The following is a 15,384-nucleotide window of genomic DNA, read 5'->3' as shown; positions in this document are numbered from 1 at the left end:
AGGATGCCATGAATGTTTCCGAAGTGATGACGCGCAACGCGCTTTCGGTACAGCCGCGCACCAGTGTTGCGGATGCGGCGCGGATCATGCTGGCCAACCATGTCAGCGGCCTGCCGGTTCTGGACGAGGCCGGGGTGCTGGTGGGCGTGGTGACGGAGGGGGATCTGCTGCGCCGGGCCGAGATCGGCACCGAGGGCAGCCCGGCGGGCTGGCTGAAGGCGCTGCTGCAGCCGGCTTCGGTGGCGGCGGATTATGTCGCCACCCATTCCCGCCATGTCAGCGGGGTGATGACGCATAGTCCGATTTTCGCGACGCCAGAAATGTCGCTGGGTGAGGTCGCGCAGATCATGCTGCGCAAGCATATCAAGCGCCTGCCGGTGCTGGAGGATGGCAAGCTGACCGGCGTGGTCAGCCGTGCGGATCTGCTAAAGGCGCTGACCGCGAAGCTGATCGAGACCCACCCGGAGGTGCGGACGGATGCGGAGATTCTGGCCTATATCAGGGCGGAGATCGCCAAGGCCAACTGGGCGCCGAAAGCTGGCTTGCGGATCAGTGTGAAGGATAGGGTGGTGATGCTGGATGGCACCATTTTCTCGGATGAGGAGCGCCAGGCGGTGGTGTGCATCGCCGAGAACGCGCCGGGCGTCGAGGATGTGCACGACAAGATGACCTTTGTCGATCCGGGATCGGGCCTGTCTTTCCCGGCGACGGCCTGAAGTTATAAAAGTTTTTGGGGTGTGGGGACTTTTTCCAAAAAGTCCCCCCGTCTTGCTTATTTCATCTTGCTTATTCCGCCGCGGCGCGCAGCGCCAATCCCGTCCCCAGCGGCGCCAGCGGCAGGGCCGCCAGCAGCATCGCGAAAATCATATAAAACGCCGCCGCCGGATGCGGGCTGGTCGCGGCGGCGGTGCCGAAGATCAGGCTCGGGATCATCAGCGGCAGCGTGATCAGCGGCATCAAAATCGCCCCGCGCCGCGCCCCGGTGGTGAGTGCCGCCGCCAGCGTGCCCAGCAGCGAGAAAATCAGCGTCCCCGGCAGCAAGGTTGCCAGCAGCACTGGCAGTTTCTCGCCCGGCAGGCGCAGCATCACCGCCAGCGGCCCGGCGATGATCAGCAGCGGCAGCCCGGTGGTCAGCCAGTGCACAATCGCCTTGGCGGCGGCGATCAAGGACGCCGGTTGGCCGGAGAGCAGCAGCAGGTCCAGCGTGCCATCCTCGAAATCCGGCCCGAACAGCCGCTCCAGCGGCAGCAAGGCGGCCAGCAGCGCGGTCACCCAGACCACGCCCGGGGCGATGCGGCCCAGCACCACCGGGTCCGGCCCCGCCCCGAAGGCGAACAGCGTACCGGCGATAACGAAAAACAGCAGGGCGGCCATGCTCTCGGCGCCGTGTCTTATAGAAAGGCGCAGCTCCCGCGCGATCAGCCCGATCATAGCGCCAGACCCTCTGTGCCGGGCAGTTCGATCGGGGTATGGGTGCTGGCGATGATCATGCCGCCTTTCGCCAGCTGGGCGGCGCAGAGCCCGAGAAACTGGTCGATGGAGGCGGCATCGAGTCCCGTGGTTGGCTCATCGAGCAGCCAGAGCGGCTTCTCCGCCGCCACCACGCGGGCGATGGCGAGCCGGCGCTTCTGCCCGGCGGAGAGGAAACGCGCCGGCAAAGCCTGGAATTTTTCCAACCCCACGGCGGCGAGCGCGGACGCTGGCACATGCTCGCCGGCGGTCAGCGCCGGTTTCACCGCATCCTGGTGGCCGAGCCAGGCGATGCGCTGGGCATGCGCCTCGCGGTCGGCGAAGGCGGGCAAAGCGTCCCAGAACAGGTCACCCGCGGCCAAAGGGGTGAGCCCGGCGATGGCGCGCAGCAGGCTGGATTTGCCCGCGCCATTCGCCCCGCGCAGCAGAAGCATGCCGCCAGGGCGAAGCTCGAAGCTCAGACCCTGCTGAACAAGGCGATCTCCGCGGAAAATGGCGAGTTTTTGGGCAGTGAGCAGGTGCAAAAATCCTTGGTCACGGAATGGACGGGCGGGTACGGCTATGGTTTAAGCCGGTCCAAATCACAAGCGGCAACTGCAGAAAGGTTGAGCCCCATGACAGCGATCGGCCACGATAGCCTGGAAACGAAGAAAACCCTGACCGTTGACGGTAAGTCCTACGAGTATTTCTCGCTTCCGGCCGCGGCCGCCAAGCTGGGCGATATTTCGCGCCTGCCGAAGACGCTGAAGGTTCTGCTTGAAAACGTGCTGCGCTTTGAAAACGGCGGCAGCTACACCCAGGAAGACGCCAAATCCATCATCGCCTGGCAGGAAAAGGCGTCCTCCACCAAGGAAGTGCCGTTCAAGCCCGCCCGCATCCTGATGCAGGATTTTACCGGCGTGCCGGCGGTGGTGGATCTGGCGGCGATGCGCGACGGCATTGGTCGCCTGGGCGCCGCCCCGGAGAAGGTGAACCCGCTGATCCCGGTGGATCTGGTGATCGATCACTCGGTGATGGTGGATTACTCCGCCTCCCACGACGCGCTGCAGAAGAATATCGACCTCGAATTCGAGCGTAACGCCGAGCGTTACCGCTTCCTGCGCTGGGGCCAGGAAGCGTTCAATAATTTCCGCGTGGTGCCGCCCGGCACCGGCATCTGCCACCAGGTGAATCTGGAATATCTCGCCCAGGTCGCCTGGACCTCCGAGAATGGCGGCAAGACCTATGTCTATCCGGACACGCTGTACGGCACCGACAGCCACACCACCATGGTCAACGGCCTGGGCGTGCTGGGCTGGGGTGTTGGCGGCATCGAAGCCGAGGCCGCGATGCTGGGCCAGCCGATCGCCATGCTGATCCCCGACGTGGTCGGCTTCAAGCTGACCGGCAAGCTCTCCGAGGGTGTCACCGCGACCGATCTGGTGCTCACCGTCACCCAAATGCTCCGTGCGAAGAAGGTCGTCGGCAAGTTCGTCGAGTTCTATGGCGAAGGCATGGCCGATATGGCGCTGGCGGACCGCGCCACCATTGCCAACATGGCCCCGGAATATGGCGCCACCTGCGGCTTCTTCCCGGTTGACGAGGTCACGCTGGACTATCTGCGCCTCTCCGGCCGCGACGAGCACCGCATCAAGCTGGTCGAGGAATACACCAAGGCCCAGGGCCTGTGGCGCGACGCGCATGAGCCGGTCTTCTCCGACACGCTGGAACTGGATCTCTCCACCGTCATGCCCTCCCTCGCCGGCCCGAAGCGCCCGCAGGACCGCGTGCTGCTGAAGGAGGCCGCCTCGGCCTTCAAGTCCGAGCTGACCAAGAGCCTGGGCGTGACGGCCGATGCCGTTGCGGCGAAGGGCGCCGTCGCCGGGACCAATTACGAAATCACCCATGGCGATGTGGTGATCGCGGCGATCACCTCCTGCACCAACACCTCCAACCCGTACGTGCTGGTCGCGGCCGGCCTGGTGGCCCGCAAGGCCCGGGCGCTGGGCCTGGCGCCGAAGCCCTGGGTGAAGACCTCGCTCGCCCCCGGCAGCCAGGTTGTCACCGATTATCTGAACAAGTCCGGCCTGACCGAGGATCTGGATGCGATCGGGTTTGAGACCGTCGGCTATGGTTGTACCACCTGCATCGGCAATTCCGGCCCGCTGGCCGACCCGATCGTGGATGCGATCGAGAGCAACAAGCTGGTGGCGGTGTCCGTGCTCTCCGGCAACCGCAACTTCGAGGGCCGCGTGCACCCGAATGTGCGCGCCAACTATCTGGCCTCGCCGCCGCTGGTGGTCGCCTATTCGCTGTTCGGCAATATGCGCGAGGATATCACCACCGCGCAGATCGGCACCTCCAAGGACGGCAAGCCTGTGTTCCTGAAGGATATCTGGCCCTCCAACAAGGAGATCCAGGATATCGTCGGCAAGGTGCTGACCCGCGAGATGTTCCTGGAGCGCTATTCGGACGTGTTCAAGGGCCCGGCCGAGTGGCAGGCCATCGAAGTCACCGGCGGCACCGACACCTATGCCTGGCCGTCCGGCTCCACCTATGTGAAGAACCCGCCTTACTTCCAGGACATCACCCCGGAGATCAAGCCGGTGAGCGATATCCATGGCGCGCGGATCATGGCGCTGCTGGGTGACAGCATCACCACCGACCACATCTCGCCTGCCGGCAACATCAAGAAATCCTCTCCGGCCGGTGTGTTCCTCTCCGAGCATCAGGTGCAGCAGAAGGACTTCAACTCCTATGGCTCGCGCCGCGGCAATGACGATGTGATGGTGCGCGGCACCTTCGCCAATATCCGCATCAAGAACGAGATGATGGGTGGCGCCGAGGGTGGCAACACTAAATATTATCCGGGCGGTCAGGAAATGCCGATCTATGACGCCGCGCAGAAATACAAGAAGGATGGCGTGCCGCTGGTGGTGTTCGCCGGCCAGGAATACGGCACCGGCTCCTCGCGTGACTGGGCGGCCAAGGGCACCTTCCTGCTGGGGGTGAAGGCGGTGATCGCCGAGAGCTTCGAGCGCATCCACCGCTCCAACCTGGTGGGCATGGGCGTGCTGCCGCTGCTGTTCAAGAACGGCCAGACCCGCAAGAGCCTGGGCCTGACCGGCGAGGAGACCGTGGACATTGTCGGCCTCGACAAGCTGGCCCCGCGGATGGACATCAAGGCGATCATCACCCGCCCGGATGGCTCCAAGGAAGAGGTCGAGCTGCTCTGCCGCGTCGATACGGCGGACGAGGTCGAGTACTACAAGAATGGCGGCATCCTGCAGTACGTGCTGCGCGGCATGGCCAAGGCCGCCTGATTTCGCTTCCGGGGCACGGCATCAGCCGCGCCCCGGACGTAAAAATTCGCAAACGTTTTTGGGTGCAGCCTTTTTTCAGAAAGGCTGCATTCTTTTGTCCCGAAAACGCCAAAAGCCCCGGAGGGGCTTTGTGTAAGGCTTTGATTTTGAAGGAATGGTGGGCGCGACAGGGATTGAACCTGTGACCCTTCGCGTGTGAAGCGAATGCTCTACCGCTGAGCTACGCGCCCGGTGGGCGGGCTGATAATCTGCCCACAAGGCGCTGTCAATCACCTGACATAAACCATTTTGCGCCAGCCTTTCCGTATATCGCGGGGATCTCATGAAGCTTTCAGGGAAAATGTCAGAAAATTGAGGTTTTGCGGTCATCGGGTAGGCATGGAATAGTCGTGGGAATGGTGATGATTTCTTCACATCTGCCAGCTGACCCCGCCGGACGCGAGGGGGATTGCCTTGGGTTTCTCGCTCATGGCGGCGCAATGGGCGAACTGATCAGTGGATTCGACTGGGCACGGACATGTCTCGGCCCGGCCGAAGGCTGGTCGGCCGCGTTCAAGGCGCATGTCGCCACCTGCCTGCGGGTGCCGCAGCCGCTGGCGATTCTCGCCGGGCCTGAGGGGGTGGTGCTGTATAATGATCCCTGCATTCCCTTGATGGCCGCGCGCGGCGTGTCGATGCTGGGCTGGAGCGCGCGCGCCGTCTGGCCGGAACTGGCGGATATTGTCAGCCTCAGTCAGTTCGCGGATCAGGGGGCGGGGTTGCAGCCGATGACGGTCGATCTCGGCACCGTGCCCGACCAGGGGAGGCTGAGCGCGTTGTGCCTGCCCTTGATGGGGGATGCTGGGAAGGTGCTGGCGGTGTTGGCTGTCCTCAAGCTGGGACCGCAGGATGGGGCCGTCCTGCCGTCCGCCCCGACACAACTGCCGGCCCTGCGCCGCCTTGCCGAGGCGATGCCGGGCCAGGTCTGGACCGCGCGCCCGGATGGGCGGGTGGATTGGATGAATGACCGGCTGAAGGCTGCTTTGGCCGCGGATGGCGGCGAGGGTTGGCCTGGTTTGGTGCATGAGGATGATCGCAGCGCCATCGCCCGGCGCTGGGCCGAGGCGGTGGCGGCCGGCATCCCGTATCAGGCCGAAGCCCGGCTGCGGACGCCCGAAGGCACATATTTCTGGCATCTGATCCACGCCACCCCGATTCGCAGCGCCGGCGGCGCGGTGGAAGGCTGGGTTGGCAGCAATGTGAACATCCATGCCCGCAAGCTGGCCGAGGCCGAAGCCAGCGAGGCCCGCAACCGGATCTGGACGCTCAGCCGCGTCTATATGCTCACCTTCGATTCCCACGGCGTCATCCTGCACAGCAATCCGGCGATCGAGCGTGGGCTGGGCTGGCGCGAGCCGGAGCTGAGCGGGCGCAAGCTGCGCGCCTGCATCCATCCGCAGGATTACGTGGCGGCCCGCCAGGTCTTTGAGCGGCTGGCCAAGGGGGAGACGATCCAGGGCTTCGAGTGCCGCTGCCTGATGAAGGATGGGCATTACCGCGTGGTCGATTGGGAGGTGGTGCCGGATGGCGCGCTGAACCATGCGGTCGGGCGTGACATCACCGACCAGCGTGCCGCCCTGCGCATGCTGGCGCAAACCTGGGAGCTGTCGCCGGTGATGAAATTCATCACCGGGGCGGAGGGCATCATCGTCACCGTCAACCCCGCCTGGAGCAAGGTTCTGGGCTGGGATGAGGCGCAGAGCCGCGGGCGGATGCTGCAGGAGCTGGTGATGCCGGAGGATTGGGAACGGCTGCGCCGGCACCTCTATGATCCGGGCGCGGCGCGGCGCGGCGGCGAGATCAGCGTGGGCATGCGGGCCAGGGAAGGCGGGCGGCGGGAAGTGGTCTGGACCCATGTCGCCGAAGGCGGGCTGCATTACGGATTCGGACGGGACGTGACGGCCGAGCATGAGGCGGCGGCGGCGGCGGCGGCGGCGAGTGCCGAGCGCGAACAGATTTGGGTGTCCGCCAATGATCTGCTGGCGACGATGACGCCGGATGGCAGGCTGCGTTCGGTCAACCCGTCCTGGCGGCGGCTGCTCGGCTATGAGGAGGCGCGGCTGCTGGCGGCGCCGTTGCTGGAGCTGGTCCCAGCGGCCGACCAGCCCGCCGCCGCACGCGCCTTGCAGACGCTGCGCGCTGGCCGGCCGGTGCGCGATGCGGAATGGCGGATTCTCGACCAGGCGGGGCGCGCCGTGCTGGTTTCCTGGTCGGCGGACCCGCTGGATGGCGCCGTCTATGTTGTCGGGCGCGATGTCAGCGCCCAGCGCGAGGCGGAGGAGCTGCTGCGCCAATCCCAGAAGATGGAGGCGGTAGGGCAGCTCACCGGCGGCATCGCGCATGATTTCAACAATCTGCTGCAAGGCATCAGCGGCAGCCTGGAGGTGGTGGGCAAGCGGCTGCAGCGCGGCCAGCATGAGGGGCTGGAACGCTTCATCGAGCTGGCCATGGCCGCCGCGGACCGGGCGGCGGCACTTACCCAACGCTTGCTGGCCTTCTCGCGCCGACAGCCGCTCGACCCCAAGCCGGTGTCGGCGAACCCGCTGATCGGCTCGATGGAAATGCTGCTGCGCCGGACCTTGGGCGAGGCGGTGGAGCTGCGTCTCGCATTGCAGGATGGGCTGTGGACGACCTTGTGCGACCCCAACCAGCTGGAAAACGCCGTGCTGAACCTGACCATCAATGCGCGCGATGCGATGCCGGATGGCGGATGGCTGGTCATCGCCACGAAGAATACCGAGCTGGATGGGGCAGGGCTGGCCCGGCCGGGCGATATCGCATCCGGCGCCTATGTCTGCATCAGCGTCGCCGATAGCGGGCTCGGCATGGATGCCGCCACCTTGGCGCGGGCGTTCGAGCCGTTTTTCACGACCAAGCCGCTGGGGCAGGGCACCGGGCTCGGCCTGTCGATGATTTACGGCTTCGCCCGGCAATCTGGCGGTTTTCTGCGGATCGAATCCGAACCCGGTGCCGGCACCATCGTGCGGCTCTATCTGCCGCGCTGCCTGGAATGTGACGCCCCCACCGCGCAGGTCGCGCCGGAGCAGATCGCCTACGAGGCGACCGGCGAGAGCGTGCTGGTGGTCGAGGACGACGCGATGGTGCGCGGCTTGATCGTCGAGGTTCTGGGCACGCTCGGTTATGCCGCGCTGCAGGCCCAGGATGGGCCGCAGGGGCTGGAAATGCTGCAATCGCGCCGGGCGATCGATCTCTTGATCACCGATATCGGCCTGCCGGGGCTCAATGGCCGGCAGATCGCCGAGGCCGGGCGGCTGCTGCGCCCCAATCTGAAGGTGCTGTTCATGACCGGCTATGCCGAGAAAGCGGTGATTCAGGAGGGCGGGCTGGCGCCGGGCATGGAGATCATGGCCAAACCCTTCACCATGGACGCTTTGGCGGCCCGGCTGCGCGGGATGCTCGGAAACAGCGCTTAACAGCGCTTCCGGCCTGGCGCGGCGGATGCTAAAGCCCGCCCATGGCTGGACATTCACATGCAAAGAACATCATGCACCGCAAGGGCGCGCAGGACGCCAAGCGTGCCCGGATTTATGCCAAGCTGATCCGCGAGATCACCGTGGCGGCCAAGGAGGGTCTGCCCGACCCCGCCGCCAATCCCCGCCTGCGCGCGGGCATCGCGGCGGCGTTGAAGCAGAACATGACGCGCGATGCCATCGACCGCGCGATCAAGAAGGCCTCCGGCGCCGGCGGGACCGAGAACTACGAATCCGTGCGCTATGAGGGCTATGGCCCGTCCGGTGTCGCGATCATCATCGAGGCGCTGACCGATAACCGCAACCGCACCGCCTCCGTGGTGCGCGCCGCCTTCAATAAATCCGGCGGGGCGCTGGGAGAGACCAATTCCGTCTCCTTCATGTTCAACCGCCTGGCCGCGATCCGCTATCCGGCTTCGGCCGCCAGCGCGGATGCGATGCTGGAAGCCGCGATCGAGGCCGGGGCGGATGATGTGGTCTCCGACGAGGACGGCCACGAGGTGCAGGCGGCGGTGGAGAATTTTTTCGCGGTCCGCGACGCGCTGGCCCAGACCTTCGGCGATCCGGCGGAGGCCGGCATCGAATGGCAGCCGAACATGACGGTGACGCTGGACGAGGAAAAAGCCACGAGCGTGCTCAAGCTGATCGATACGCTTGAGGATGATGACGACGTGCAGAATGTTTACGCCAATTACGAGCTGCCGGACGAGGTTCTGGCGAAGCTCTCGGCGTAATGGACGCGCGCGGGATGGTGGGGCGGCCGCGCGCAAAATAACAGGCGGGGCTGCCAGCGTTCGCATCCTCGGCATCGACCCCGGCCTGCGCTTTACCGGCTGGGGCGTGCTGGAGGCGCAGGGCAACCGGCTGGTGCATGTGGCGGATGGCGTCATCGCCACTGATGGCGGCGAGGATGTGCCGTTGCGGCTGAAGGATCTGGACGCCAAGCTGGCCGATTTGCTGGCGCGTTTTGCCCCGGATGAGGCGGCGGTTGAGGAAACCTATGTCAACCGCAACGCCACCGCGACGCTCAAGCTCGGCTATGCGCGCGGCGTGGCGCTGCTGGCCCCGGCACGGGCGGGGATTCCGGTGTTCGAATATGGCGCCAAGACGGTGAAGATGTCTGTGGTCGGCACCGGCAATGCGGAGAAGGAGCAGGTGGGGCTGATGGTGAAGCGCTTGCTGCCCGGCTCCACCCAGAAACGCGCCGATGCGGCGGATGCGCTGGCGGTGGCGATCTGCCACGCGCATCGGCGCTCGACCTCGAATGTCTGGAAGAGCCTGTCATGATCGCGAGGCTGCGCGGCATCGTCGATTCGATCGAGGACGGGCGCTGCGTCATCGATGTGAATGGCGTCGGCTATCTGGTGTTCTGCTCCTCACGCACGCTGGGCGCGTTGCCGGAGGGGCTGACGACGCTGCTGATCGAGATGCAGGTGCGTGAGGATGCGATCACGCTCTACGGGTTTTTCACTTCGGCCGAGCGGGAATGGTTCCGGTTGCTGACCACAGTGCAGGGTGTGGGCGCGAAGGTGGCGCTGGGCATTCTCTCTGCCTTGTCGCCGGACCAGCTGATCGGCGCGATTGCCGGGCAGGATAAGGGGGCGCTGACCCGGGCGCCGGGTGTGGGACCGAAGCTCGCCATCCGTATTCTCACCGAGTTGCAGAGCAAGGCGGGGGCGATGCCGGGCGGCGGGGCTGCGGCGCTGCCTGTTGCGGTGGCCAAGGGGCGGCGGGCGATGCGCTCTCCGCACTTACAAATCTCGGCTATAAACGCCTTGAAGCCGAAGCCGCGCTGGCGAAAGCGCTGGAGGCGCACGGCGAAGATGCAAGCCTGGATGTGCTCATCCGCGCCGGCCTGAAGGCCTTGGCCAAGTGACGGCACTGGCCCCAAGAATCAAAAGTTTTTGGTGCAGCTTTTTTCAAAAAGCTGCAAATCCAACCCCATGAGCGACCGCATCACAGCCCCTGAGCGCCTGGCCGACGATAGCGGCGAAGCCTCGCTGCGCCCGCAGAGCCTGGAGGATTTCACCGGCCAGGCGGCCAGCCGGGAGAATCTGAAAATCTTCGTCGCCGCCGCGAAATCCCGCGGCGAGGCGCTGGACCATGTGCTGCTGCACGGCCCGCCGGGCCTGGGCAAGACCACGCTGGCGCAGATCGTGGCCCACGAGATGGGGGTGGGGTTCAAGGCGACCTCCGGCCCGGTGATCCAGAAATCCGGCGATCTCGCCGCCATTCTCACCAATCTGCAGCCCAAGGACGTGTTGTTCATCGATGAGATCCACCGGCTGCAGCCGGCGATCGAGGAAATTCTCTATCCGGCGATGGAGGATTTCCAGCTCGATCTGATCATCGGCGAAGGCCCGGGGGCGCGCACGGTGCGCATCGATCTGCCGCCTTTCACCCTGGTCGGCGCCACCACCCGCGCCGGCCTGCTCGCCACGCCGCTGCGCGACCGCTTCGGGATTCCGCTGCGGCTGGTGTTTTATACCCCCGACGAGCTGACCGGCATCGTCATCCGCCTCGCGCAGAAGCTGGGGATGAACCTGTCTTACGAGGGCGCCTACGAGATCGCCCGGCGCTCGCGCGGTACCCCGCGCATCGCCGGCCGGCTCACCCGCCGGGTGCGGGATTTCGCCACGGCGGCGAATGTTGCGGAAATTTCACAACAGCTCGCGGATGCCGCGCTGACCCGGCTGGATGTCGACCAGATCGGTCTGGACGCGATGGATATGCGCTATCTGAAACGTCTGGCCGAGCATCATAATGGCGGTCCGGTGGGGTGGAAACCCTCGCCGCCGCCCTGGCCGAGGCCCGCGATACGCTGGAAGATGTTGTAGAACCTTATTTGATTCAGGAAGGTTTGCTGCTGCGCACCTCGCGCGGGCGGATGCTGGGCGAGCCGGGCTGGAAGCATCTGGGGCTTAACCCGCCACGCACTGGGCCGGATCTGCTTGACCTGCTGGACGAGTAATCCGCAACCGGAACGTGCGTCTGGCGAGATCATTGCGCCGCACTGCCACATTAAAACCTTTTTCAGCTTTAATCATGGGCTTGGAGCAGGATCTTGATCTATCGTTACACCACGCGCATCTACTACCAGGACACGGATGCCGGGGGCATTGTTTACCATGGGAACTATCTCGCCATCGCCGAGCGCGCCCGCACGGAAGCGCTGCGCGAGATGGGTGCGCCGCATGCCGAGATGGTGGCGCAATATGGAGTCATGTTTGTGGTGCATCGCGTCAATCTGCTCTATCAGCGCCCCGCAAGGATCGATGAGCTGGTGAGCGTGGAGACCGAATTCACTGAGATGCGCGGGGCCAGCGTTACACTACGCCAGAAATTCCTGCGAGACAGCGACTCGCTGGCCGTGCTTGAGCTCGGCCTGGGTTGCGCACGGGTATCCGATGGCCGGGCGACGCGAATTCCGCGCGATTGGGCCGCGCGTCTGAAATTTTGAACGGGGAAAGATAGTGGACCAAACGGTGTCTCAGGCGGCGATGGCCGCGCCGCAGGCAAATCTCTCGCTGCTGGGTCTGTTCCTGCATGCGGATGCGGTGGTGAAGCTGGTGATGATCATCCTGCTGCTCGCCAGCATCTGGGTATGGACGATCATTATCGAGAAGGTGATGACGCTGCGCCGCGTCAACCGCGAGGCCAATGCGTTCGAGGATAATTTCTGGTCCGGCGGCAGCCTGGATGAGCTGTTCGACCGTGAGGGCGCGGACCCCACCAACCCGATGGCCGCCGTGTTTGGCGCGGCGATGAGCGAGTGGAAGCGCACCGCGCGCATCGCCGGCACCGATATCGGCCGCACCGCGGTGAAGGAGCGCGTGGACCGCGCGATGAACGTGACCATCATGCGCGAGATGGAGCGGTTGGAGCGGTTCATGATCTTCCTGGCCTCGGTCGGCTCGGTGGCGCCGTTCGTCGGTCTGTTCGGCACGGTCTGGGGCATCATGCATGCCTTCTCCGCCATCGCCGCGATGCATAATACCGATCTCGCGGTGGTTGCCCCGGGTATCGCCGAGGCGCTGTTCGCCACCGCCATCGGTCTCGTTGCCGCGATTCCGGCGGTGCTGGCCTATAACAAGCTCTCCAACGATCTCTCCCGCTTCGCCGGGCGGCTGGAAGGGTTCGGCACGGAATTCTCCGCCATCCTCTCCCGCCAGACCGAGGAGCATAAGTAAATGGCGGGCGGGCTCATCGGCGGGCCGGGGGCGGCAAGCGCCGCTACCGGCCGATGGCGGAAATCAACGTCACCCCGCTGGTGGACGTGATGCTGGTGCTGCTGATCATCTTCATGGTCACCGCGCCGATGATCACCTCCTCGGTGCAGGTGAACCTGCCGCAGGCCAATGCCAAGCCGGCCAATGCCGATTCCAAGCCGATCACCGTCACAGTGGACGACAAGGGCAAGGTCTATCTGAACAATAGCGAGATCCCGCTGAACAATCTGGTCAGCACCCTGCAGGAAGCCTCGAAGAACAATGCCGATCAGCGCATTTTCATCCGCGGTGACAAGCAGGTCGATTACGGCACCATGCTGCAGGTGATGGCCGATATCGTGCAGGGCGGGTTCACCAAGGTCTCGCTGCTGGCCCAGCAGCCCGGTCAATAAAGCCGGGCAGGGGAGTAACAAGTGGATCGCGATCTGCGCCGTAGCGCGATTGTTTCTGGCGTCATCCACGTGGCGATCATCATCGCCGCGATCGTGACGCTGCCCATGCAGCCGCTGAACACCTCGGCGGATGAGAGCGTGGACGTGGATCTGGTCGGCCCGACCCAGCCGCAGACGGCGCAGAACAAGGGCACCGTGGCCGCCCCCTCGGACCAGCCGGTGGTGCATAAGGGCCCGGTGAACCCGACCCAGCCGAAGCCGCAGCCAGTGGCCCCGCCACCGCCGCCACCTCCGCCACCGCCGCCGGCGCCGCCGCAACCCCCGGCGCCGACGCCGCCTGCGCCGCCCCGCCGCCCCCGCCGCCGGTGGAGACGCCGACACCCGCGCCGCCGCCGCCGCCGCCGGTGAAGCAGCCGCAGCCGCAAAAGCCGACGCCGCCAGTGAAGCAGCCGGTGAAGCCGACCAAGGAGGTGAAGCCGCCGGCCGCCGTGCAATCGGCCACGCATCAGCAGCATGATGTCAAAAATCCGCTGCCGCTGAGCAAGGATGTGCTGAACACGCTGTCCAAGCTGCGGGTGAACCAGAAGCAGGATAAACCGCCGACGGCGCAATATAACCCGGACCAGGGCGGCGCCCCGCATGGGGCGGCAGCCCGAACAGCACCGCCAATTCCGGGCTCTCGGAGGCTGACCGCAACGCCATCGGCGCGCATGTGCGCCCGTGCTGGGGCATCGATGCCGGGGCGCCGGGGGTGCAGAATTTCTCCGTGCAGCTGCTGGTGACCACCGATGCCTCCGGCACCGTGCGCCAGGCCGTCATCGCGCCCGCCTCGCAAGGCAATATGGGCGATCCGATCTACGCCGCCTACGCCCAGCGCGCCGTCGCCGCGGTGGAGAATTATCAATGTGCAACGTTGCCGCTGCCTTCCAATATGCTGGGCAAGGTCAACACCTTCCTGTTCAACTTCACGCCCTGAGAGGTACGATGATGACGCGTCTTCTGCTGCCGCCCTTCTCCCGCCGCCGTCTGCTCGGCACGGCCGGCGCCGCGAGCCTCCTGGCCCCGGCCGCCTTCGCGCAGACCGCCCCGGGCGGCACCGCCAATAATGGCCCCGCCATCAATGTCAGCGGCGCGCAGAACGCGCCGATTCCCATCGCCGTCTCGCCCTTCGGCGCCTCGGGCGTGGCGGCGCAGATCACCCAGGTGATCTCGGACGATCTCGCCCATTCCGGCCTGTTCCGCGCCATCGACCCCTCCAGCTTCGTGCCGAATTCGGTGAATAACGGCACCCCGGTCTGGCAGAACTGGTCGCTGCTCGGCGCCCAGGGTTGATCACCGGCGATGTGCAGGATGCCGGCGGCGGCCAGCTGCGGGTGGAATTCCGCCTCTGGAACGTGCAGCAACAGGCGCAGGTGCAGGGCACGGCCTACACCACCACCCAGGATAACTGGCGGCGCATCGCCCATATCATCGCCGATACCGTCTATCAGCAGATGATCGGCGAGAAGGGCTATTTCGACAGCCGGGTCGCCTTCATCTCGGTCTCCGGCACCACCACCAGCCCGGTCCGGCGCCTGGCGGTGATGGATTATGACGGCGCCAACGTGCAGTTCCTGACCGATGGCGCCAATATGGCGCTCTCCCCGCAATATAACCCGGCGCGCCAGCAGCTGGCCTTCGTCAGCTATCGCGGCGGCGCCAATCCGCGGGTCTATATGTTCAACCTGCAGACCGGCGCCACCCAGCTGGTCGGCGGCTTCGGCGAAATGACCATCGGCCCGCGCTTCTCCCCGGATGGCAATTCCCTGCTGATGTCGGTTTCGCGCAATGGCGGTGCCGCCATCGTGAAAACCAGCCTGAGCGGCGGCGGCGCCACCGAGCTGACGGATAGCAGCTCGATCAATGTCACCCCCTGCTATTCGCCGGATGGCTCGCAGATCGTCTTCAACTCGGACCGCGACGGCAATCAGCAGCTCTTCGTGATGAATGCCGATGGTTCGGGGGTGAAACGCATCTCCTTCGGCCCTGGTCAGTATGCTGAGCCGGTCTGGTCGCCGCGCGGGACCTGATCGCTTATACCTTCTGGGGGTCGGGCGGCTTCTCCATCGGCGTGATGGCGCCGGATGGCACCGGCGAGCGCATCATCTCCCAGGGCTTCCTGGTGGAAAGCCCCACCTTCTGCCCGAATGGCCGGGTGATCATGTTCTGCCGCCAGTCCCCACCGGTTCGGGCCACAGCTCCAACCTGGTGACCATCGGCGTCGATGGCTTCAATGAGCGCCTGGTCAACACCCCGACCTACGCCTCCGATCCGTCCTGGGGCCCGCTCCTGGCCTGATCCATCCCCGCCTGTTGCATTGCGGCAACAGCTCTTTAAATCCCGGCTCCGCCGGGATTTTTTGTTTCAGATCAAAGTCCGGCGGCAAGGCGGGGCTATCCGATGAGCGTCAAGTCAATCGGAG

The 15,384-nt window shown here is 65.3% G+C and carries 13 protein-coding genes, 1 tRNA gene and 3 pseudogenes; 14 read left to right on the top strand and 3 right to left on the bottom strand.

Annotated features, from left to right (window positions below; translation table 11 throughout):
- Positions 1-8 precede the first annotated feature (8 nt).
- A complete protein-coding gene (locus tag GT370_RS06730) occupies positions 9-716 on the top strand; it encodes a CBS domain-containing protein (RefSeq protein ID WP_008492556.1) in 708 nt (235 codons plus the stop codon).
- A 70-nt stretch (positions 717-786) separates the two neighbouring features.
- Here GT370_RS06730 and ccmB read toward each other — a convergent pair whose 3' ends face one another.
- On the bottom strand, positions 787-1,431 hold the full coding sequence (gene ccmB / locus GT370_RS06725) for a heme exporter protein CcmB (protein ID WP_008492558.1): 645 nt from the start codon (positions 1,429-1,431) through the stop codon (positions 787-789).
- Positions 1,428-1,994: a heme ABC exporter ATP-binding protein CcmA gene (gene ccmA, locus GT370_RS06720; protein ID WP_008492559.1), complete on the bottom strand. Its 567-nt coding sequence runs from the start codon at positions 1,992-1,994 to the stop codon at positions 1,428-1,430. Before ccmA ends, ccmB begins: the two co-directional genes overlap by 4 nt.
- A gap of 90 nt (positions 1,995-2,084) precedes the next feature.
- Between ccmA and acnA the strand changes: the two genes are divergently transcribed.
- On the top strand, positions 2,085-4,772 hold the full coding sequence (acnA, locus tag GT370_RS06715) for an aconitate hydratase AcnA (RefSeq protein ID WP_008492560.1): 2,688 nt from the start codon (positions 2,085-2,087) through the stop codon (positions 4,770-4,772).
- Between the two features lie 155 nt (positions 4,773-4,927).
- Here the strand turns inward: acnA and GT370_RS06710 are convergent.
- Positions 4,928-5,002, bottom strand: a tRNA-Val gene (locus GT370_RS06710).
- 249 nt (positions 5,003-5,251) lie between these two features.
- Here GT370_RS06710 and GT370_RS06705 point away from each other — a divergent pair.
- The 12 genes and pseudogenes from GT370_RS06705 (at position 5,252) to tolB (ending at position 15,260) form a co-directional block, all read left to right on the top strand.
- Positions 5,252-8,245: a hybrid sensor histidine kinase/response regulator gene (locus tag GT370_RS06705; RefSeq protein ID WP_008492561.1), complete on the top strand. Its 2,994-nt coding sequence runs from the start codon at positions 5,252-5,254 to the stop codon at positions 8,243-8,245.
- Between the two features lie 41 nt (positions 8,246-8,286).
- A complete protein-coding gene (locus tag GT370_RS06700) occupies positions 8,287-9,036 on the top strand; it encodes a YebC/PmpR family DNA-binding transcriptional regulator (RefSeq protein WP_008492562.1) in 750 nt (249 codons plus the stop codon).
- Complete coding sequence (gene ruvC / locus GT370_RS06695) at positions 8,981-9,589, top strand: crossover junction endodeoxyribonuclease RuvC (protein ID WP_270184105.1); 609 nt, start codon at positions 8,981-8,983, stop codon at positions 9,587-9,589. The genes GT370_RS06700 and ruvC overlap by 56 nt, the downstream gene beginning before the upstream one ends.
- Positions 9,586-10,178 (top strand): annotated as a pseudogene (gene ruvA / locus GT370_RS06690) (Holliday junction branch migration protein RuvA). Before ruvC ends, ruvA begins: the two are co-directional and overlap by 4 nt.
- 67 nt (positions 10,179-10,245) lie before the next feature.
- Positions 10,246-11,273, top strand: a pseudogene (gene ruvB / locus GT370_RS06685) (Holliday junction branch migration DNA helicase RuvB).
- A 93-nt stretch (positions 11,274-11,366) separates the two neighbouring features.
- Positions 11,367-11,762: a YbgC/FadM family acyl-CoA thioesterase gene (locus GT370_RS06680; protein WP_008492566.1), complete on the top strand. Its 396-nt coding sequence runs from the start codon at positions 11,367-11,369 to the stop codon at positions 11,760-11,762.
- 13 nt (positions 11,763-11,775) lie between these two features.
- Complete coding sequence (gene tolQ / locus GT370_RS06675; RefSeq protein ID WP_026440056.1) at positions 11,776-12,492, top strand: protein TolQ; 717 nt, start codon at positions 11,776-11,778, stop codon at positions 12,490-12,492.
- A gap of 53 nt (positions 12,493-12,545) precedes the next feature.
- Positions 12,546-12,923 carry a protein TolR gene (gene tolR, locus GT370_RS06670; protein ID WP_270184104.1) on the top strand — a complete coding sequence of 126 codons (378 nt, stop codon included), beginning with the start codon at positions 12,546-12,548 and terminating at the stop codon, positions 12,921-12,923.
- Positions 12,924-12,944: 21 nt separating this feature from the next.
- Complete coding sequence (locus tag GT370_RS06665) at positions 12,945-13,331, top strand: hypothetical protein (RefSeq protein WP_270184103.1); 387 nt, start codon at positions 12,945-12,947, stop codon at positions 13,329-13,331.
- Entirely contained in the window at positions 13,289-13,705 is a 417-nt protein-coding gene (locus tag GT370_RS06660) for a hypothetical protein (RefSeq protein WP_270184102.1), read from the top strand. Before GT370_RS06665 ends, GT370_RS06660 begins: the two co-directional genes overlap by 43 nt.
- On the top strand, positions 13,675-13,899 hold the full coding sequence (locus GT370_RS06655) for a hypothetical protein (RefSeq protein ID WP_270184101.1): 225 nt from the start codon (positions 13,675-13,677) through the stop codon (positions 13,897-13,899). Before GT370_RS06660 ends, GT370_RS06655 begins: the two co-directional genes overlap by 31 nt.
- 8 nt (positions 13,900-13,907) lie before the next feature.
- Positions 13,908-15,260 (top strand): annotated as a pseudogene (gene tolB, locus GT370_RS21325) (Tol-Pal system beta propeller repeat protein TolB).
- The last annotated feature ends 124 nt before the right edge of the window (positions 15,261-15,384 follow it).

Source organism: Acidocella sp. MX-AZ03, assembly GCF_027626035.1.
GTDB lineage: Bacteria > Pseudomonadota > Alphaproteobacteria > Acetobacterales > Acetobacteraceae > Acidocella > Acidocella facilis.
This window is presented reverse-complemented; position numbering and strand designations above follow the sequence as displayed.